Source organism: Microbacterium sp. Leaf288 (genome assembly GCF_001422925.1).
In the GTDB taxonomy this organism is placed as follows: domain Bacteria; phylum Actinomycetota; class Actinomycetes; order Actinomycetales; family Microbacteriaceae; genus Microbacterium.
On sequence record NZ_LMNI01000012.1, the window covers coordinates 143,998 to 163,096 of the forward strand.

At 70.9% G+C, this 19,099-nt stretch carries 16 protein-coding genes; 7 read left to right on the forward strand and 9 right to left on the reverse strand.

Annotated elements, in window-relative coordinates:
• Positions 1-4 precede the first annotated feature (4 nt).
• Both ASF40_RS14275 and ASF40_RS14280 read right to left on the reverse strand, forming a co-directional pair.
• Positions 5-2,032, reverse strand: a complete 2,028-nt coding sequence (locus tag ASF40_RS14275) for a PhoX family protein (protein WP_082497165.1) — start codon at positions 2,030-2,032, stop codon at positions 5-7.
• 203 nt (positions 2,033-2,235) lie between these two features.
• Positions 2,236-3,285, reverse strand: coding sequence for a TIGR00730 family Rossman fold protein (locus ASF40_RS14280; RefSeq protein ID WP_056370223.1), 1,050 nt, complete (start codon positions 3,283-3,285; stop codon positions 2,236-2,238).
• A gap of 183 nt (positions 3,286-3,468) precedes the next feature.
• Between ASF40_RS14280 and ASF40_RS14285 the strand changes: the two genes are divergently transcribed.
• Both ASF40_RS14285 and ASF40_RS14290 read left to right on the forward strand, forming a co-directional pair.
• Complete coding sequence (locus tag ASF40_RS14285; protein ID WP_056370225.1) at positions 3,469-4,479, forward strand: hypothetical protein; 1,011 nt, start codon at positions 3,469-3,471, stop codon at positions 4,477-4,479.
• Positions 4,479-5,093 carry a hypothetical protein gene (locus tag ASF40_RS14290; protein ID WP_056370226.1) on the forward strand — a complete coding sequence of 205 codons (615 nt, stop codon included), beginning with the start codon at positions 4,479-4,481 and terminating at the stop codon, positions 5,091-5,093. Before ASF40_RS14285 ends, ASF40_RS14290 begins: the two co-directional genes overlap by 1 nt.
• Here ASF40_RS14290 and ASF40_RS14295 read toward each other — a convergent pair.
• Positions 5,080-6,879 carry a proline--tRNA ligase gene (locus ASF40_RS14295; RefSeq protein WP_056371471.1) on the reverse strand — a complete coding sequence of 600 codons (1,800 nt, stop codon included), beginning with the start codon at positions 6,877-6,879 and terminating at the stop codon, positions 5,080-5,082. The genes ASF40_RS14290 and ASF40_RS14295 overlap by 14 nt on opposite strands.
• 89 nt (positions 6,880-6,968) lie before the next feature.
• Here ASF40_RS14295 and ASF40_RS14300 point away from each other — a divergent pair, with 89 nt between their 5' ends.
• Both ASF40_RS14300 and pcp read left to right on the forward strand, forming a co-directional pair.
• Entirely contained in the window at positions 6,969-8,411 is a 1,443-nt protein-coding gene (locus ASF40_RS14300) for an RNB domain-containing ribonuclease (RefSeq protein WP_157549692.1), read from the forward strand.
• Between the two features lie 9 nt (positions 8,412-8,420).
• Positions 8,421-9,056 carry a pyroglutamyl-peptidase I gene (pcp, locus tag ASF40_RS14305; protein ID WP_056370231.1) on the forward strand — a complete coding sequence of 212 codons (636 nt, stop codon included), beginning with the start codon at positions 8,421-8,423 and terminating at the stop codon, positions 9,054-9,056.
• A 13-nt stretch (positions 9,057-9,069) separates the two neighbouring features.
• Here the strand turns inward: pcp and ASF40_RS14310 are convergent, their stop codons facing one another.
• On the reverse strand, positions 9,070-9,687 hold the full coding sequence (locus ASF40_RS14310; protein WP_056370233.1) for a TetR/AcrR family transcriptional regulator: 618 nt from the start codon (positions 9,685-9,687) through the stop codon (positions 9,070-9,072).
• Between the two features lie 115 nt (positions 9,688-9,802).
• Here ASF40_RS14310 and ASF40_RS14315 point away from each other — a divergent pair, with 115 nt between their 5' ends.
• Positions 9,803-10,078 carry a hypothetical protein gene (locus ASF40_RS14315; protein ID WP_235560250.1) on the forward strand — a complete coding sequence of 92 codons (276 nt, stop codon included), beginning with the start codon at positions 9,803-9,805 and terminating at the stop codon, positions 10,076-10,078.
• A 107-nt stretch (positions 10,079-10,185) separates the two neighbouring features.
• Here the strand turns inward: ASF40_RS14315 and ASF40_RS14320 are convergent, their stop codons facing one another.
• Genes ASF40_RS14320 through ASF40_RS14330 form a run of 3 tightly spaced genes read right to left on the reverse strand, consistent with a single transcriptional unit; the run spans position 10,186 to position 13,000 of the window.
• Positions 10,186-11,415 carry a benzoate/H(+) symporter BenE family transporter gene (locus ASF40_RS14320; RefSeq protein WP_082497081.1) on the reverse strand — a complete coding sequence of 410 codons (1,230 nt, stop codon included), beginning with the start codon at positions 11,413-11,415 and terminating at the stop codon, positions 10,186-10,188.
• A 31-nt stretch (positions 11,416-11,446) separates the two neighbouring features.
• Positions 11,447-12,070, reverse strand: coding sequence for a hypothetical protein (locus ASF40_RS14325; protein ID WP_056370236.1), 624 nt, complete (start codon positions 12,068-12,070; stop codon positions 11,447-11,449).
• 45 nt (positions 12,071-12,115) lie between these two features.
• Positions 12,116-13,000, reverse strand: coding sequence for an aminoglycoside phosphotransferase family protein (locus ASF40_RS14330; protein WP_082497082.1), 885 nt, complete (start codon positions 12,998-13,000; stop codon positions 12,116-12,118).
• 48 nt (positions 13,001-13,048) lie between these two features.
• Here ASF40_RS14330 and ASF40_RS14335 point away from each other — a divergent pair, with 48 nt between their 5' ends.
• Positions 13,049-13,639 (forward strand): YdcF family protein, encoded by a 591-nt coding sequence (locus ASF40_RS14335; protein ID WP_200919493.1) that lies wholly within the window; start codon positions 13,049-13,051, stop codon positions 13,637-13,639.
• A 27-nt stretch (positions 13,640-13,666) separates the two neighbouring features.
• Here ASF40_RS14335 and ispG read toward each other — a convergent pair whose 3' ends face one another.
• Both ispG and nhaA read right to left on the reverse strand, forming a co-directional pair.
• Positions 13,667-14,818, reverse strand: a complete 1,152-nt coding sequence (gene ispG / locus ASF40_RS14340) for a flavodoxin-dependent (E)-4-hydroxy-3-methylbut-2-enyl-diphosphate synthase (RefSeq protein ID WP_200919494.1) — start codon at positions 14,816-14,818, stop codon at positions 13,667-13,669.
• An 84-nt stretch (positions 14,819-14,902) separates the two neighbouring features.
• Positions 14,903-16,804, reverse strand: a complete 1,902-nt coding sequence (gene nhaA / locus ASF40_RS14345) for a Na+/H+ antiporter NhaA (RefSeq protein WP_056370238.1) — start codon at positions 16,802-16,804, stop codon at positions 14,903-14,905.
• A 233-nt stretch (positions 16,805-17,037) separates the two neighbouring features.
• Here nhaA and ASF40_RS14350 point away from each other — a divergent pair, with 233 nt between their 5' ends.
• Positions 17,038-18,990, forward strand: a complete 1,953-nt coding sequence (locus tag ASF40_RS14350) for an anthranilate synthase family protein (RefSeq protein WP_056370240.1) — start codon at positions 17,038-17,040, stop codon at positions 18,988-18,990.
• Positions 18,991-19,099: the final 109 nt, after the last annotated feature.

Genomic DNA, 19,099 nt, shown 5'->3' on the forward strand with positions numbered 1-19,099 from the left:
GAGCTCAGGCGCGGTAGACCTGCACCACCGACGGGCGGGGCGCGGTGGCGACGGCGCCCGACGCCGACGAGCCGTAATCCGGGAAGAGGGACGTCGGTGCGGCGAACGTGCCGCCCTCACCCGGGTGCTGCACGGCGACGAACACGAGGCCGTCCTTGTCGTGGATGACGGGACCGCACGTCTCGGCCTCGCGCGGCACCGACAGGAACTGCTGAACGTGGCCCCGCTCGGCGCCCTCGAGCGGCACGAGGAACAGGCCGTCGTTGTAGCCGATCGTGCTCGGCGCGCCGTCGGTCGAGATCCAGAGGTTGCCGGCCGAGTCGAAGGCGACGTTGTCGGGGCACGAGATCGGCGACACGAGCTCCTTGGGGAAGCCGGCGAAGTACGAGTTGCCGAAGACGGCGGGGTCGCCGCAGAGGAGCAGGATGCTCCAGCCGAACGTGGTGCCCGACTGCCCGGCCGTCTCGGTCAGCTCGACAACGTGGCCGTAGCGGTTCCCGGTGACGGGGTTCGCCTCATCGAGGGTCGCCACCGATCGCGCCGAGTTGTTCGTGAGCGCCAGATACACCTTGCCGGTCTTGGGGCTGGGCTCGACGTCCTCCGGACGATCCATCTTGGTCGCGCCCACGGCATCGGCCGCCAGACGCGTGTAGACGAGCACCTGCTCCGTCGTGAATCCCGGGACGACGCTCTCGCCGTTCTGCGTGAGCGGGATCCAGGTGCCCGAGCCGTCGAACTTGCCGTCGGCCGGCAAGGCGCCGGTGCCGGTGATCTGGTTCGCCGGCGAGTTGCCCGAGAATTTGGCGACGTACAGGTCGCCCTCGCTCAGCAGCTGGAGGTTCTTCTTGCGCGATCCGGAGATCTTGTTCTTCGAGACGAACTTGTAGAGGTAGTCGTTGCGCTCGTCGTCGCCCATGTACGCGACCACGCGGCCGTCCTCGGCGACGATGACGTTGGCGCCCTCGTGCTTGAAGCGGCCCATCGCGGTGTGCTTGCGCGGGGTCGAGGTGGGGTCCTGCGGGTCGATCTCGACGATGTAGCCGAAGCGGTTGGGCTCGTTGACATAGTCGGCGTTGTGCGCGTCGAAGCGGGGGTCGTACTTGTCCCAGCCGGTCGACGTCGAGGTCGACGACGAGGACTGGTAGCGCTTCTGCGCGGCGGTGTCGGCGGCCCACGCGAAGTAGCCGTTGAAGTTCTCCTCGCCCGACAGGATCGTGCCCCACGGCGTGGTGCCCCCGGCACAGTTGCCGAGTGTGCCGTGGACCCAGCGACCCTCGGGGTCGGCGGCCGTCTTCACGAGGTCGCTGCCCGCGGCGGGTCCGGTCAGCTCGAACACCGTCTCGACCGTGATGCGGCGGTTGCGCTTGCCGTCGACGACGTACGACCACGGCTCGCCGGTGCGCTTGCGGGTGATCTCGACGACCGACATGCCCTGCGCGGCCTTGTAGATGTCGCCTCGACGCTGCAGTTCGGCGGCGTCGGCGGTCGGCGGGAACATGATCTCGGGATTGACGTACTCGTGGTTGTTCACCAGCACACCGGTCTTGCCGCTCGGGTCGGCGACGATGTCGAGATAGTCGCTGTTGTAGCCGAACTGCACGGCCTGCGCGGAGGGCGTCTGCGCGTTGATGTCGAAGACCGGGGCGTTCGAGAAGAGCGGGTCGCCCCATCGGATGATCGGACGCCAGGTGTACCCGGCCGGCACGGTGAACTCGTCGACCAGACGATTCACCGGCGCGATCGGGTCGAACGGGAGGCTGCCGCCCGCGGGTCGCGCCAATGCGGCGCCCGCTCCCCCGACACCCGACGAGCCCGGGCCCGACAGCGGCGTCTGCCCGCGGAGGCCGCCGACGGCGACGGCGACGGCACCCGCGGCACCGAGGCCGAGCAGCGCGCGACGCGACAGCGCGGCTGCGGCCACCTCCTGGAAGGTCTCGTTGTGCGACGAGTTGCACTCGGGGCCCAGGCACGCGTTGGCGCACTTGTACTGGCAGGTCACGGCGAGGCGCTTGCCCCGTGCGTGGTCTGCCATGGGCAGGGAACGGCGGAATCCTTCGATGATGCTCACGAGCGTCCTCTCGGCATGCATGGCAACGGGCTGGCGTGGGGTGGCGCCAGCCTCGCCGCGTGCGGCGAAGCTCGCCCGAACCGGAGGTGAACGGCCGGCGACGAGGACATGAGAACGGCCTCATCGAGACGCATGCCGCACCTCCGCCGTGCGGCGACCGCGCGCCGTCAGCCTGCCGGTGCGGATTCCAGCGTGTTGATCGCCCGGATGAGGCGGTACAGCTCGCCCACGCGGAACTGGTTCAGCCGCAGGACCAGCCGCGGCCACTGCAGCTCGTCGTCGTCTTCGATCTCGACGGCGAGCGGTCCGCGCCGTTCGATGCCGCCCTCGGTGACGAGGTCGCCGAACGCGGCGTTGAGCGCCTCCACCTCAGCATCCGTCGGCTCCGCCTTCACGCGCAGCACGAGCCGCTTGCCGACCCACCGCAGCGAGTCGTAGTTGCGGTAGAACCCGGTGAGCTCGTCGACGGCGGCCGTCACCGAGTCGGTGACGAGCACGCGATCGAAGTCGCCCTTCGAGATCACGCCGGACGGAATCAGGTGATCGTCGACGAATCGGCGCAGTCCCGCCCAGAACGTGCCGCCGGGCGCATCGAGCAGGACGATCGGCGTCGGATCGGCCTTGCCGGTCTGCTGCAGCGTCAGCAGCTCGAACATCTCGTCCAGCGTGCCGAAGCCGCCGGGAACACAGACGAAGCCGCTCGACTCCTTCACGAGCATGAGCTTGCGCGTGAAGAAGTACTTCATCGCCACGTTGCGGGCGTTCGCACCCACGATCGCGTTCGGCTTCTCCTCGAACGGAAGACGGATCGACACGCCGAGCGAGTTGTGAGGCCCGGCACCCTCGGCGGCGGCTTGCATGATGCCCGGCCCCGCACCGGTCACCACCAGCCAGCCGCGATCGGCGAGCGCCGTGGCCACGTCCGACGCCTGACTGTAGTGGGCGTCCTCGGGCAGCGTGCGCGCCGAGCCGAAGATCGTGACCTTCGGGATTCCGCGGTACGGCGCGAACAGCCGGAACGCGGCGCGCATCTCGCTGAGCGCAGCCGAGGTGATCTTGAGGTCAAGGCGGTCGGTGTCGTCGATCCCCATCCCGATGCCCGTCGCGAGGATGCGTGCCACCAGGTCGGTGCTCTCGGTGATGCCTGCTGCGGCGATGGTCGCGCGCAGCTCCTCGGTCACAGGGTGCGGGATGGTTCCGGTGTCGCTGGGGCCCATGACGCCCAGAGTGCCACGCGGAGCCGCTGTTCGGTGGACGACGCGTGAACGTTCTCGCCACGCGGGACGAGGCGCGACGGATCGATTCGGATACACCGTTGTATCAAAACGCTTGTCGGGTGCATCATTCTGCCTGGGGACACATGGCATGCGCGAGGGAGCGGATGCCACTGGGGGTGCGACATGAGTGCTGACGAGCCGTGGAGCCGCGGCGGTGACGCCGGTGACGGCGACGTCGGCTACAGCCCCGCACCACGAGCGACCGCCGAGGGGGTGGCGCTGCAGCAGGAAGCTGCCCCGACGGCATACGTCATCCCCCCGGTCGGTCCGCCGCCGGCCCTCGACAGAGGGTCGGCGGCGCCCGCTCGATCGCGGCTGCCCGCCGTTCTCGCGCTCGCGCTCGGCGCCGCGGCGTTGCTCTCGTGCCTGCTCCTGCTCTTCGCCTGGTGGGGCCAGACCGCCGGGCCGTCGGTCACCGTGGCCCTCGCCGTCGCCGCGATCGCGGCGGGCGTCGTCGCGCTCGAAGGGCGCGGGCGTCGCTCCGCTGCCGCGGTCGCGGGGGTGGTGATGGCGCTGGTCGCGGGCGTGTTCGGCGCCGCGAGCGCGATCCCGCAGCCCGATCTCGGCGTCCACGTCTACGGCTACGCGGACTGCCAGCTGCTCTCGGGAACCCCGCCGGACGACATCGACATCGACGCCGACGCCTACTACTCGGCCTTCTTCGCCCCGGACCTGGTGGGGGTCGACACCATCTCCGAACCCTCGTTCCCGTACGGCAGGACGATCACGGTCGCGCCGACCGCCGCGATGGAACCACGCGACATCGCGACGTTCACGGTGGATGCCCCCGTGGACGTCACCGAGAAGGCCGCGGCGCCGCCGCAGAACGGGATGTATGTCGCCGTGCCCGTCACGATGGAGGCGACGCCCGACGGCGGGCTGGACTGCTTCTCGTGGACTGCGCCTCCGAGCTACTGGTTCGTGTACGACGGCGACTACACGGAATACACGACGGTGTCGATCCCCGGGTATCCGACCATCGAGGACGGCGGGCGCGACAACGGCGACGGCACCCTCACGTACTACGACATCTTCGATGTCTCGCAAAAGGACGTGTCGAACGGCGGATACGAGTTCGATCTGCTCGAGCCCGACGGGACGATCAAGTCGGTCTTCTGGGCGGAGACACCGTGATGAGCACTCCGATCGCTCTCGAACAGCCGGAGACGGCCGAACTTCCGCGGCCCCGCGCGCCCTGGCCCGTGGTCGCAGCGTTCTACCTCTGGTGGGTGGTGATCTTCGTGCAGTCCGTCGGGCTCGCGTGGATGGGACTCGTCTTCGGTCAGGCCGCCGAGGTCGGCGCTCCGGCCTGGGACATCCTCTTCGTCTACGTGCCGATCGGCCTGCCCACCCTCGCGCTCGTGGTCGTCGAGGTGGTCTTCGTGCTGCGACTGCGGCGCGCGAGCCGCGCGGCGCGTGTGGTGCTGGCCGTCCTCGCACTGCCGGCCGCGGGCTTCGCGATGGTGATCGTGTCGAACCAGTGGTGGGCGTGGCAGGCCGCGGCATCGTCGATGTCGTTCGTCGGCCCCGAGGTCGGAGGCGACACGACGTTCTGGGTGGTCGTGGGCGCCCTCTTCCTCACGGCGATCGCAGCGGCGATCCTGCCGTTCCTGCGACCCGTCGGCCAATACTTCCGGAAGAAACCGCGCTTCACTCCCCCGCCGGCGCCGCCCGTGCCCGAGCCCGGTCCCGAGCCCCGGCCCGAAGTCATCGTGACGGACGACCCGCCGACCCTCAGCGAGCGCTGAGGCGGGCGACGGCGTCGGCGACCGAGACGACCTCGCGGTCGCCGGTGCGGCGGTCCCAGAGCTCGACCTGGCCGTCGGCGGCGCCGCGGCCCACGATGACGATCTTCGGCACGCCCACGAGCTCGGCATCGCCGAACTTCACGCCGGGCGAGACCTTGGGCCGGTCGTCGTAGAGCACGTCGAGGCCCGCGGTCTCGAGGTCGGCCGACAGCTGTGCGGCCACATCGAACATCACCGGTTCGCGGCCGGCCGCGACGACGTGCACATCGAACGGCGCGACCGAGGCGGGCCAGATGAGGCCCTTGGCGTCGTTGTTCAGCTCGGCGATGATCGCGAGGATGCGGGTGACACCGATGCCGTACGAGCCCATCGTGACGGTCACGAGCTTGCCGTTCTCGTCGAGGACCTTGAGACCCAGCGCGTCGGCGTACTTGCGGCCGAGCTGGAAGACATGCCCGATCTCCATGCCACGGGCGAGCTCGACCGGACCCGAGCCGTCGGGTGCGGGGTCACCCGCGCGGACGCTGGCGACCTCGACGAATCCGTCACCGGTGAAGTCGCGGCCTGCGACGAGGGTGTGCACGTGCTTCTGGTCGATGTTGGCGCCGGTGACCCACGCGGTGCCGTCGACGACCCGGGGGTCGAGGAAGAACCGGATGCCGGTCGCCGACTCCTCGCCGAGCACGGCGCCGGTCTCCGACCAGGGGCCGATGTAGCCCTTGACGAGCAGCGGGTTCGCCGCGAAGTCCTGCTCGGTGGCGGGCTCGACGGCGGCCGGCGCGAACGCCACCTCGACGCGCTTGTCGTCGACGTCGCGGTCGCCGGGCACGCCGACGATCACGAGCTCGCGGGTGCCGTCGAGGTGGGTCAGCGCCAGTACGACGTTCTTGAGGGTGTGTGCGGCAGTCCACTCGGTGACGCCGTCGGTGGCGGGGCCGGCGATCCCCGAAGCGGGTGCGTCGAGGTGCGCGTTCGAGTGGTCGACGAGCGTCTGGATCGTCGGCGTGTTCGGCGAGTCGAAGATCACCGGGCCGCCGAGCCCGTCGAGCGCGATCGGCTCGGGGGCGACGGTCGTGAACGCCTCGACGTTGGCCGCGTACCCGCCGGCCGAGCGCACGAACGTGTCTTCGCCGACGGCGGTCGGGTGCAGGAACTCTTCGGAGCGCGAACCGCCCATCGCCCCCGCATCCGCCTGCACGATGACGTATTCGAGACCCAGGCGCTGGAAGATGCGCTCGTACGCGTCGCGCTGCGCCATGTAGCTCGCGTCGAGTCCGGCGTCGGAGGAGTCGAACGAGTACGCGTCCTTCATCGTGAACTCGCGGCCGCGCAGGAGGCCTGCGCGGGGGCGCGCCTCGTCGCGGTACTTGTCCTGGATCTGGTAGATCGTGAGCGGCAGGTCCTTGTACGACGAGTACAGGTCCTTCACGAGGAGTGTGAAGACCTCCTCGTGCGTGGGCGCCAGCAGGTAGTCGGCGTCCTTGCGGTCCTTCAGGCGGAAGATGCCGTCGCCGTACTCCTCCCACCGATTCGTGATCTCGTAGGGCTCGCGCGGCAGCAGCGCGGGGAAATGCACCTCGTACGCTCCGGCGTTCGTCATCTCCTCGCGGATGACCTGTTCGACCTTGGCCTTCACGCGCAGACCCAGCGGCAGCCACGCGAAGATGCCTGGCGCCTGGCGCCGGATGTAGCCGGCGCGCACGAGCAGCTTGTGGCTCGTGACCTCGGCGTCGGCGGGGTCTTCACGGAGCGTGCGGAGGAAGAAGTGCGACAGACGGGTGACCACGAGGGTCAAGTTTAGGGCGAATGGATGCTGCGCCCCCGCGCCGATGTCAATCCCGGCCTCGCACGCACCCCGGTCCCTACACTAATCGGGTGCCCGCACGCCGACCTCGACTCGCTCCTGCACAAACCCACGACGAGCTCGTCGAGTCGCTCGCGCACCTGCGCGAGGAGCTGGAGCTTCCGGCCGGCTTCCCCGCTGACGTGGAGGCCGAGGCCCAGCGCGCCGCCCGCGCCGTCTCCGCCGATCCGGGAACAGCGGAGCTCGCCGACCTGCGCGACATCGAGTTCCTGACGATCGATCCCGCGGGCTCCACCGACCTCGACCAGGCCCTTCACATCGAGCGCACGCCGACCGGGGCGGTGCTTCACTATGCGATCGCCGACCTCCCCGCCTTCGTGACCCCGGGCGCGGCGATCGACGCGGAGGCGCGGCTGCGCGGGCAGACCCTGTACGCGGCTGATGGTCGGATCCCACTGCATCCCGTCGTCATCAGCGAGGAGGCGGCGTCGCTGCTGCCGGATCAGGACCGTCGGGCGTTCGTCTGGAGGTTCGTCCTCGATGACGGGGCTCGCCCCCTCGAGACGACGCTGCGACGCGCCGTGATCCGGTCGCGCGCGCAATGGAGTTACGTCGACGCCCAGGCCGTGATCGACGCCGGCACCGCTCCGCCGAGCCTCGATGCGCTCGCGTGGTTCGGCCCGCTGCGGCTCGAACGCGAGGCCGAGCGCGGCGGGGCGAGCCTGAACGTGCCCGAGACCCGCATCGTCGCCGACGACGGTGGTCACCGCCTCGAACGCGACGCTCCGCTCGCGATCGAGGATTGGAACGCCCAGGTCTCGCTCCTCACCGGAATGGCTGCCGCCGACATCATGCTGGAGGGCCGCGTGGGCATCCTGCGGACGATGCCCGCTGCCGAGGCCGACGACGTCGCCGCGTTCCGAGCGCAGACGGTGGCGCTCGGCATCCCGTGGCCGGCCGACGTCTCGTACGGCGACTACCTGCGCGGTCTCGACCGCGATTCGCCCGCCGCGCTCGCGATCCTGGATGCCGCTGCGGGCCTGTTCCGCGGCGCGGGGTACGCGGCCTTCGACGGCGCACCGCCCGCCGACCCCTTGCAGGCGGCGATCGGCGCACCCTATGCGCACACCACGGCGCCGCTGCGGCGACTCGTCGATCGCTGGTCGCTCGTGATCTGCGAGGCGCTCGCGAACGGGCGGGATGTGCCTGCGTGGGCGCGGGAGAGCCTTGCGTCGCTGCCGAAGATCATGGCACGCAGTGACGGCGTCGCGAATCGTCTCGGGGCGGCGACCGTCGACCGGGTCGAGGCGGCGCTCCTCTCCGGCCACGAGGGCCAGGTGTTCGAAGCCGTGGTGCTGGGCCTGCGCGGCGACGGCGCCCGCGTGCAGCTCACGGATCCGCCGGTCACCGCGAAGGTCGCGGGGCTCGACGCGGGGGCGGGGGCGACCGTGCGACTGCGCCTCACGTCCACCGACATCGATTCGGGCACCGTCGTGCTCGAGCACAGCGCATAGCGTGGTCGCATGACGACAGTGCTGCTCACCGGGTTCGAGCCGTTCGGCGGCGACCCTTCCAACCCGTCGGGAGCCGCCGTGAATCTCGTGGCCTCGCGTTGGGAAGGGCCCGAAGCGCTCGTCACCGCCGTGCTGCCGGTGACGTTCGCGGGCGCAGCGGAGCGGATGCGCGCACTGCTGGCAGAGCACCGGCCCGACATCGTGATCGCCGCCGGGCTCGCGGGCGGTCGCGCCGCGATCGGCGTCGAGCGCGTGGCGGTGAACCTCGTCGATGCGCGCATCCCCGACAACGACGGGGACCAGCCCGTCGACGTGCCGAGTGTTCCCGGTGCCGCAACCGCCCATTTCGCGACGCTCCCCGTGAAGGAGATCGCACGGCGCATCGCCGACGCCCGGATCCCCGCCGAGGTGTCGTACTCGGCCGGCACGTTCGTGTGCAACCACGTGTTCTTCACTGCGCTCGAGGCCGCGGCATCCGGAACCCGTGCCGGATTCGTGCACGTGCCCTGGTCCACCGAGCACGCGCCGACGACGGAGTCTGCCGCCCTGCCGCTCTCGGACATCGCCCGTGCGCTCGAGATCGCCGTGCGGACGAGCCTCGACGTCGCCGAAGACGCCGCCGCGTCCGGCGGGACGCTGCACTGATCGGACTAGGGCGTCAGGGCGCGGCGGGCTCGGCCGAGGCGGACGCCGCAACAGCAATCGCGGCAGCCGTCACCGTGGCGACGATCGCGGCGCGTCGTGCCGCGGTGCGCGCGGCGCCGTCGCCGGCGTCGGGCACGATGAGGGCGTCGAGCTGCGGCAGCACGGGCCAGGCATTGACGAGGCTCACGAGGGTGAGCAGCAGTTCCCCCGCCTCGACGCGACCGACACCCGGCAGCATGCGCTGGATGCGCGTGACCTTCTCGGCGTGGAACTCGGCTCGCACCGGGCTCTCCGCCGCCGCGATGCCGCGTTCGAGTCCTTCCCAGTAGACGAGGCGCGGGATGTGGCCGTTCGCCATGTGGTGATCGAACAGCCGCGCGGCGTAGTCGCCCACGGCCTGAGGCCCGGTGCCCTCGACCTGGACCGCCTGCAACGCGGCCTGGAGCGCCTCGGCCAGCACCGTGGCGAACAGTTCGTCCTTCTTGCCGAAGTACTGATAGATGCGCTCTTTGTTCACGCCTGCGGCGGCGGCGATGCGGTCCACGCGTGCGCCGGCCAGCCCGTGCTCGCTGAACTCCACCGTCGCAGCGGCAAGCAGCAGCCGCCTCGTGCGCTCGGTATCCCACGCCATGCGCCCATGGTAACGAAGAAATCCAACTAAGTGGTTGCGGAATAGTTCGCGCGGTGGTTCACTTACAACGAGCCAGTTGCAACCATTCAGTTGGCTTTTCGGAAGGATGCCGCACATGTCCGTTTCTTCGAGCACCGAGCCCGTTCGCGTGGCCGCACCCGCTCCCGCGCCGTCCGTCCACGTCCGCGCCGTGATCACCTGGCTGGCGATCTTCCCTCTCGTGTCGGTGGGGATGCTGCTGCTCGCCCCCGTGTCGGAGTCGTGGCATCCCATCCTCCGCGCACTGGTGCTCACCGCCGTCGTCGTGCCGCTCGCGGTCTACGTCGTCGTGCCGCGACTCCTCGGCGTCTACGCGTCGCTTCTCCGGCGCCGCGCGGCCCGCGAGAGCTGACGCCCGCCGCGTCCTGAGCGGAGGGAATGTGAGGAGGGGAGGGCCGAAAGCGCCGAAGTCAACCTCCGCTCGTCGCATCCCCTCCGCTCCTGACAGATGTGGCGGCCTCAGCGCGAGCGGCGGCCGAAGTGCAGCACCTCACGCACGACGAGACCTGCCACCAAGGCCCAGAACGCGGCGCTCACGCCCGCGATCGCGACGCCCGACGCGGCCACGAGGAACGTCACCACGGCCGGCAGCCGTTCCCCCGGATCGTCGATCGCCTGCTGCACCGCCGAGCCGAAGGCGCCGAACAGCGCGATGCCGGCGACCGCCGGGATCACAGCTTCCGGCGCCACCACGACCAGTGCGACGAGCGCCGCTGACAACCCGCCGAGCACGATGCCGCTCGCACCCGTCGACACGCCCGCCACCCAGCGCCGCTTCGGGTCGGGATCCGCATCCGGTGCTGCGGCGAGCGCGGCGCTGATCGCGGCGAGGTTGATCGCGTGCCCGCCGGCCGTCGCGCCGATCGCGGTGCCGACACCGGTCACGAGCATCGCCGGCCGCCACGGCACCTGGTAGCCGAAGCTGCGCATGATCGCGATGCCCGGTACGTTCTGCGACGCCATCGTCACCAGGAACAGCGGCAGTGCGAGTCCGACGACGGCACCGAAGGTGAGCGTCGGCGCCGTGAACTCGAGTCGGGGAACGAGCAGCGCCGGATCGATCGTCGCGCCCGTGACCGCGACATCCACCGCCACGACGACGGATGCCGCGACGAATGCGAGCGGCACCGCCCACCGCGGCGCGAGCCGCACGAACACGAGCCACGTGACGAGGACCGGCACGACGCCCCACGGGTTGAGGACCAGCCCGGTGATCGGCGCGAGACACAGCGGAAGCAGCACGCCGGCGAGCATGGCCTGTGCGATCGACGGCGGGATCCGCGCGATGAGCCGGCCGAGCTGCGGCCAGAGCGCCGTCAGCAGGATGAGGCCGGCGGTCACGAGGAACGCGCCGACCCCCGCAGGCCAGCCGCCCTCGACGGCTCCGGTGGCGGCGAGCACCGCGGCGCCCGGCGTGGACCACGCGACGGTGATCGGCATGCGATAGCGCCACGCCAGGAGGATCGCCGACGCCCCCATCGTGAGACACAGCACGAGGAGGCCGCTCGCCGCCTGCGCGCGCGATGCCCCGACGGCGTCGAGGCCGGTCAGCACCACGGCGAACGAGCTCGTGACGCCGACGAGGGAGGTCACGATGCCCGCGACGATCGGCCGCGACAGCGGAGCGGTCTCGGCCGGAGCGGGCGAAGGATCCGCCGCCGCGGCGCCGGTCGAGGAGTCCTCGGTCATGCCTCGTGCCGTCGCGATCCTCGCGATGCGGTCACGATGCGACGCCCGCGATGCCGGCGACCGCGAGAACCACGACCAGGCAGGTCACCGCGATCATGATCACGTTGACCCGACGAACGGCATCCGCCGGCGGATCGGTGACGCCGACCTGCCCCGCGCCTGCCACAGCGAGTCTGCGCGCGATGGACGCCGCGACCTGGCCGGCGGGCGTGGTCGCGCTGCCGACAGTCAGCTCGGCGACCCGCCTGACGGGCTGGAACCCGCTCGCGTGCGCGTCCGCGGATCGCATCGCCTCCATGGCGAGGTTCTGCTGCCCCGGCACCGCCCACGCCCGCACACGCCGGCCGCCGCGGAGGAGGAAGTCGAGCGTGAAGCCCGATGTCACGCCGTCGAGGGCGGAGAGCGCGAACCGGGTGGTCGTGAACGTGTTCCGCACGTGCACCGCGTCGGTCTCCACGGTCACGCGAGGCCACACCGCGAACGCCCACAGCAGCCACACCACGAGACCCAGCCCGGCCGAGAATCCGAGGTAGCGAGTGTCGAACACCGGCAGCAGCACGAGGACGATGCCCGCGGCGGCCGCCCCGACCGTCAGCGGCACGAAACGCAGGCGCTCGTACACCTCGACATCGCCGACCCTGCGCAAGTGCACCATGCGCTCACAGTAACGGAGCCCTCGCAGGGCCCCGTGCGGCAGGCTTCAGCGCGCCTCGAACTCCGCGAGCACGTCCGCGATCATGCGATGCCCCTGCGCCTCGAACTCGGCGTCGCCGACCTGATGCGCCCAGCAGGCCGTGCCGATGGCCTCTCGCGCTCGCAGGAGGATCCAGTGGGACGGATGCCGGGGGTCCGGGCCGTAGCCATCGAGGAACGCCAACTCGCACGCGGGGTTCTCACGCCACTCCTGCGCGGCGAGGCGCACGAAGTCCGTGGCGGCGGGGCGGAACGCGAAGCGCCCGAAGTCGATGACGCGCACCTCGTCGCCGTCGACCAGCCAGTTGCGCGGCTGCCAGTCTCCGTGGGTCGGAACGAGGTCGTCCTCGATCGGCGGCAGCGCGGCGAGCATGGCTCGCAGCCGGCGCTCGACGTCCGGCGCGATCGCGTGGGACGAGTCCAGCCAGGCGATCGCGCGGCGGGTGGCGGCAGCATCCGTCCCCGCAGAGCGCTGCGTCGCCTGCGCATGGAACTGCCGCAGCAGCGCGCCCGCACGACGATGGACCTCGGGGTCGACGCCTGCGGCCGTGCGGTACGCCAGCTCGCCGGGAAGCCAGTCGAGCACCAGGACGCGAGCCTCACGATCGGCCCACCGGAGCCTGGCCGCGTGGCCGCGCTCCGCCCACGGGGAGACGTACCCGCCCTCGTGCGCGTCGAGCTCGCGGCCGAGGTGGTGATCGGCGTCGCCGCCCGCCTTGACGATGAGCGCGCGATCGCCCTGGCGCACCTGCAGCACGACGGTCTCGACCTGGTTCCAGCTGAGGTCGGCGATGACCTCAGCACCCGGGAGCCACGCGGCGACGAGGGCACGCTGCCGCGGCGACAGACGACCGAGGCCGGCGTCGACGGGCGGCGTGGAGGGGTGATGCACCCTCGGATCCTGCCACGGGCGCCGTGACCGTGCCCGTAGGGTCGGGGTGTGCGTCGACTGATCCCCCCGCTCGCGGTGGCCGCGACAGCGGCCGGCCTGGGCGTGCTCGCGTGGGCGGAGTACGTGAACTGGCGCGCCTCGCACCGCGCGCTCGGCGTCAGCGCCGGGGAAGACGGCATCGAGGCTGTGGTGGTCCTCGGCTACCGCGATCGAGGGCCGGCCGCGAACTTCGTCAACCGGTACCGCGTTCGCGTCGGGCTCCGTTCGCAGAGTCCTCGGGCGCGCGAGAGCGTGCTGGTGCTGTGCGGCGGCAGCGTCGGCGGCGACATCCCTGAAGCCGAGCTGATGGCGCGCTACGCCCGGGAGAGTCGCGGTTACGCCGGGCGCATCCTGCTCGACTCGACGAGCACGACCACGCAGCAGAACATCGAGAACGCGATCGCACTCGTCGAGGACGCGGATGCCATCAAGGTCGTGTCGAACTCGCCCCACGCCGCGGTCGGACGTGAGTACCTCCGCAGCCGGAGGCCCGACCTCGCCGACCGTCTCGCGCGCGGCGCGGACTACCGGTTGGGCGAGTCGCCGCTGCTCAAGGTCGCGGCGGCGTTCATCGCAGGCCGGTACCACGCGCGGCGGTGAGCCGGACCGCGATGACCGGCGCCGGCGCTACGACGTGACGACCTGCGCGGTGCCGATCGGCGCGTCAGGGCCCATCTCGTCGGCGATGCGGTTCGCCTCTTCGATGAGGGTCGCGACGATGTCGGCCTCGGGCACCGTCTTGATGACCTGGCCTTTCACGAAGATCTGGCCCTTGCCGTTGCCCGAGGCGACACCGAGGTCGGCCTCGCGGGCTTCGCCCGGGCCGTTCACGACGCAGCCCATGACCGCGACGCGCAGCGGGACCGTCATGTCTTTGAGGCCCTCGGTCACGTCGTCGGCCAACGTGTAGACGTCGACCTGGGCGCGGCCGCACGACGGGCACGAGACGATCTCGAGCTTGCGCTCGCGCAGATTGAGCGACTGCAGGATCTGGTGGCCGACCTTGACCTCTTCGGCCGGCGGGGCCGAGAGCGAGACGCGGATCGTGTCGCCGATGCCCTCGGCGAGGAGGATGCCGAAGGCCGTCGCGCTCTTGATCGTCCCCTGGAACGCCGGGCCCGCCTCGGTGACGCCGAGGTGGAGGGGCCAGTCGCCGCGCTCGGAGAGGAGGCGGTACGCCTTCACCATGACGATCGGGTCGTTGTGCTTGACCGAGATCTTGAAGTCGTGGAAGTCATGCTCCTCGAAGAGGGATGCCTCCCACACGGCGCTCTCGACGAGCGCTTCGGGCGTCGCCTTGCCGTACTTCTCCAGCAGGCGCTTGTCGAGAGAGCCGGCGTTCACGCCGATCCGCAGCGACACCCCGGCCGCCTTCGCGGCGGCCGCGATCGCGCCGACCTGGTCGTCGAACTTGCGGATGTTGCCGGGGTTCACGCGCACGGCGCCGCACCCGGCGTCGATCGCCTGGAAGACGTACTTCGGCTGGAAGTGGATGTCGGCGATCACCGGGATCTGGCTCTTCGCCGCGATGATGTGCAGCACGTCCGCGTCGTCCTGCGAGGGGACGGCGACCCGGACGATCTCGCATCCCGAGGCGGTGAGCTCGGCGATCTGCTGGAGGGTGGCGTTGATGTTGGTCGTCGGCGTCGTCGTCATCGACTGGACGCTCACGGGGGCATCGCCACCGACCAGCACCTTGCCCACCTTGATCTGGCGGGTCTTGCGACGGGGGGCGAGCGTTTCGGCGACCTTGGGCATCCCGATGTTGACGGCTGGCACGTGTGACAGCCTACGCGCAGCGAGTGAGGCCCGGCCGCTTGCGGACGGGGCCGAGCGAGCAAGCGTGGAGCGCCGCAGGCGCGACTACGCGTCGGCGCGGGGCTCAGGCTGGGTGCCGGTCTCTGCCGCCTCCGAGTCCGTGAGGGCGCGCACGAGCGTGCGCGCATCGTACGGCCCGACGTGCCGCACGCCGTTGATGAAGAACGTGGGCACCGACGTGATGTCCATCGCCTCGGCATCCAGCATGTCGTCGCGCACCCGCTCGGTCACCTTCGGCGAGCTGAGGTCCTCCTCGAAGCGCTCGACGTCGAGTCCGAGCTCGCGGGCGCGCCGGATGATGTCGGACGGCAGCTGGTGGTCCTGATCGGCGAACAGGCTGCGTGAGAACTCCGGCAGCTTGCCCTGCAGATTCGCGGCTTCGGCGGCCTCCGCCGCGGCGAGCGCGTTGGGATGCTGCCGCTCGAGCGGGGCGTGCCGCCAGACGTACCGCAGTCGGTCGCCGAGCTCGCGGCGCACCTCCTCGATCGATCCGGACGCCTTGAGGCAGAACGGGCACTGGAAATCGCCGTACTCGACGATCGTGAGCGGCGCGTTCACGTCGCCGTAGATGTGGTCGCGCTGGGGGTCGACCTCACGCACGAGGGTGCGCCCGCCGTCCTCGTCGGGCCGTCGCGCGTCCGAGATGCGGAACACGATCGCCGCGAGGATGAACGCGAGGACGGATGCTGCGAGCACGCCGACGCGTGCCTCGTTCTGCACGCCGGGGTCGTCGATCGCGAGATCGATGATGAAGAGCGAGATCGTGAACCCGATGCCGCACAGCATCGCCCCGCCGGCGATGCGGTCCAGGGTGAGGCCGAGTCCGAACTCGCCGAGCTTGAACACCTTCATGATCGCGGCCGCGCCGAAGACGCCGACGAACTTGCCGACGACGAGCCCCACGATGATGGCCCATGTGACCGGCGACTGCACCGCCGCCGCGAGGATCGGCCCCGAGATCTCGACGCCCGCGTTGGCCAGCGCGAACAGCGGGAGGATGACGTACGCCACGTACGGGGAGTACGCCGACTGCAGGCGCTCGTTGATCGAGATCGATTCGCGCAGGCTGTTCGCCGCCTGCCGGGCGTACTCGGTGTTCGGCGACTGCCGGAACACCCGGGCGAGCTCGAGCGCCTGCTCCACGTCGCGGCGATTCGGCCGGTAGACCGGGATCAGCAGGGCGATCGCGACACCGGCGAGCGTCGGATGCACGCCGGACGCGAGGAACGCGAGCCACACGATGATCGACAGGGTCGCGTAGATGGGGCCGCGGCCGCGGCGCACGTAGCGGGTGAAGTAGATGCCCGCGAGCCCGACCGCCGCCACGACGAGCGGCAACGGGGTGAAGTTCTCGGTGTAGAAGAGCGCGATGATGCTCAGCGCTCCGATGTCGTCGACGACCGCGAGCGCGAGCAGGAACACGCGCAATCGGCCAGAGGCGCGAGGCCCGATGAGGGCGAGCGCGCCGACGAGGAACGCGGTGTCGGTCGAGATCACCACGCCCCACGCGTGCTCGCTGCCCGACCCGGCGGCGATCGCGAGGAAGAGCCCCGCCGGCACGAGCAGGCCCGCGAGGGCGGCCATCACGGGGATCATCGCGCGCGACCAGCTCGTGAGCTCGCCGATCGCGAACTCCCGGCGCACCTCGAGCCCGACCGTGAAGAAGAAGATGGCCATGAGCGCGTCGTTGACGAGCGCGTGCAGCGTGAACTCGAGATGGATGTCGCCGAACCCGATCGTCAGCGCGGTCTCCCAGAAGTCGTGGTACGACGTGGCGGAGATGTTCGCCCAGACGATCGCGACGAGCGTCGCGAGCACCAGCAGGAGAGCGCCGGTGCGCTGCTCCCCCATGTTGCGGATGCGGTCGGCGATCGACGGACCGCGACGACGGCGCGGCTCCGGCCGTTCGGGCTCGGGCGAGCGCTCGGTGATGGTCAGCTGGGTCATGGCGTACCTCCGCGAGGCGGGGATGCGTGGAAACGGGCTGGCCTCAGTATGGTGCGTAACGCGGGGCCGGTGGGCCGATGGCCGGATCGGGCGTGTGGTAGGTTCGGCGCATGTCCGCGCACCTCTCCTGGTGGCTCACCGCATAGGCGGTGGGTTTCGCGCGACCACAGACCGCCCACGGGGCGGTCTTCTTTTTCGTACGGGACTCCGCCCCACGACGAAAGACGATGCACATGTCCGGGCCCGATTCCCCGTCCCTTCCCGACCTCGCTGCGAGCGGTCTCCCGTTCGCGCTCATCGCGCGTGACGACCGCACCGTCGAGGTGCTGACCGGCGACGTCGTCGACGTCGACCTCCTCGCCGACATCCCGCTGACGGGGGCGTCCGGCGCGCCGAACGAGGTGCTCGCTCTTGTCCCGTTCCGTCAGGTGCGCGAGCGCGGGTTCGAGTGCCACGACGACGGTGCGCCGCTGCGGTGCCTCATCGTGCAGAGCCGCACCTCGCTCCCCCGCGACGAGGCCCTCGCACAGCTGCCGACCGCCGCGGTCCCGCTCGAGGACCCCGGTTTCGACATCGCCGACGAGGACTACGCCGAGATCGTGCGGCGCGTGATCGCCGACGAGATCGGTCGCGGCGAGGGTGCCAACTTCGTCATCCGTCGCGATTTCACCGCGGGCGTGTCGACGGATGCCGCCACCGCCGCCTTGACGTGGTTCCGGGCTCTCCTCGAGCACGAGCGGGGCGCGTACTGGACCTTCGCGGTCGTCACCCCCGGCCATGTCGCGGTGGGCGCGAGCCCCGAGGCGCACGTGAGCGCACGTGACGGTGTCGTGACGATGAACCCGATCTCCGGCACGTTCCGCCACCCGGCGGGAGGGGCGACCCCCGAGACGCTCAGCGAGTTCCTCCGCTCGACGAAGGAGACCGAGGAGCTCTTCATGGTCGTCGACGAGGAGCTCAAGATGATGAGCGCCGTCTGCTCGGACGGCGGCCGCATCACGGGGCCGCACCTGAAGGAGATGTCGCGGCTGACGCACACCGAGTACGTGCTGCGAGGCCGCAGCAAGCTCGACCCGCGCGACATCCTGCGCGAGACGATGTTCGCGCCGACGGTGACCGGCTCGCCGATGCAGAACGCGTGCACGGTCATCACCCGTCACGAGACGACCCCGCGCGGCTACTACTCGGGCGTCGCGGCGCTCTTCACACCGCGCGTGCTTCGACAGGCTCAGCAACCGGGAGGGGCGGGCGAGGCGACCCACGACCTCGACGCACCGATCCTCATCCGCACCGCGTACCTGCAGGACGGCCGGCTGCGCGTGCCGGTCGGGGCCACGCTCGTGCGCCACTCCGACCCCTACGGCGAGGTCGGCGAGACCCACGGCAAGGCCGCCGGCGTGCTCGGCGCGATCGGCGCCGTTCCCCGCGACGCCGAGGCCGAGTCCGCGGCCGCGCGCAGCGAGGTCATCGACGAGGACGCCCCGGCGGCGGCCCCCCGACGCCTCGCCGACGACGCCGCGATCGCCGAGCTGCTGGCGTCGCGCAACGGCCGCCTCGCCGAGTTCTGGCTGAACCCGCAGGGCTCGGGCGAACCCGGGCCCTGCGCGGGGCGCTCGGCGCTCGTCGTCGACGCCGAGGACCGCTTCACCACGATGCTCGCCCACCAGCTGCGCCACCTCGGGCTCGAGGTCGAGATCTCGCCGTGGAGCGAGGTCTCCGACGCGCAGATCGATGCGGCGGAGCTCCTCGTGACCGGGCCGGGGCCGGGTGACCCGCGCGACGCGTCGAGCCCCCGCATCCATCGCATGCGCGAGGTCGTGGCGCGTCGCCGCGCCGCCGGCCGGCCGCTCCTCGCGGTGTGCCTGAGCCACCAGATCCTCGCCGACACGTTCGGCATCGACCTCGCTCCGCTCGACGCGCCGCACCAGGGCCTGCAGAAGTCGGTCGACGTGTTCGGCATGCCGGCATCGATCGGCTTCTACAACACCTTCACCGCGCGCGTCCCCGCCGGAACGACGCGCGTAGGCGAGGCGGAGGTCGCCGCCGACGCGGCGGGTGACGTCTACGCGCTGCGTGGCCCCGGTTTCGCGTCCGTGCAGGGCCACCTCGAGTCGATCCTGTCGCGCGACGGCATGACGACGCTCCAGCGCCTGGTCGAACAGGCGCTGAGTCCCGTCCCCGCCTGACGACTGCCACACATCGGCCCGGCCACCGGGTTTGGGGCGCACTTCCTCCGTTGGGGCGCACCTTCTGCGCCCCGACGAACAACGCGCGCCCCAAACTCCGAACCGAGCG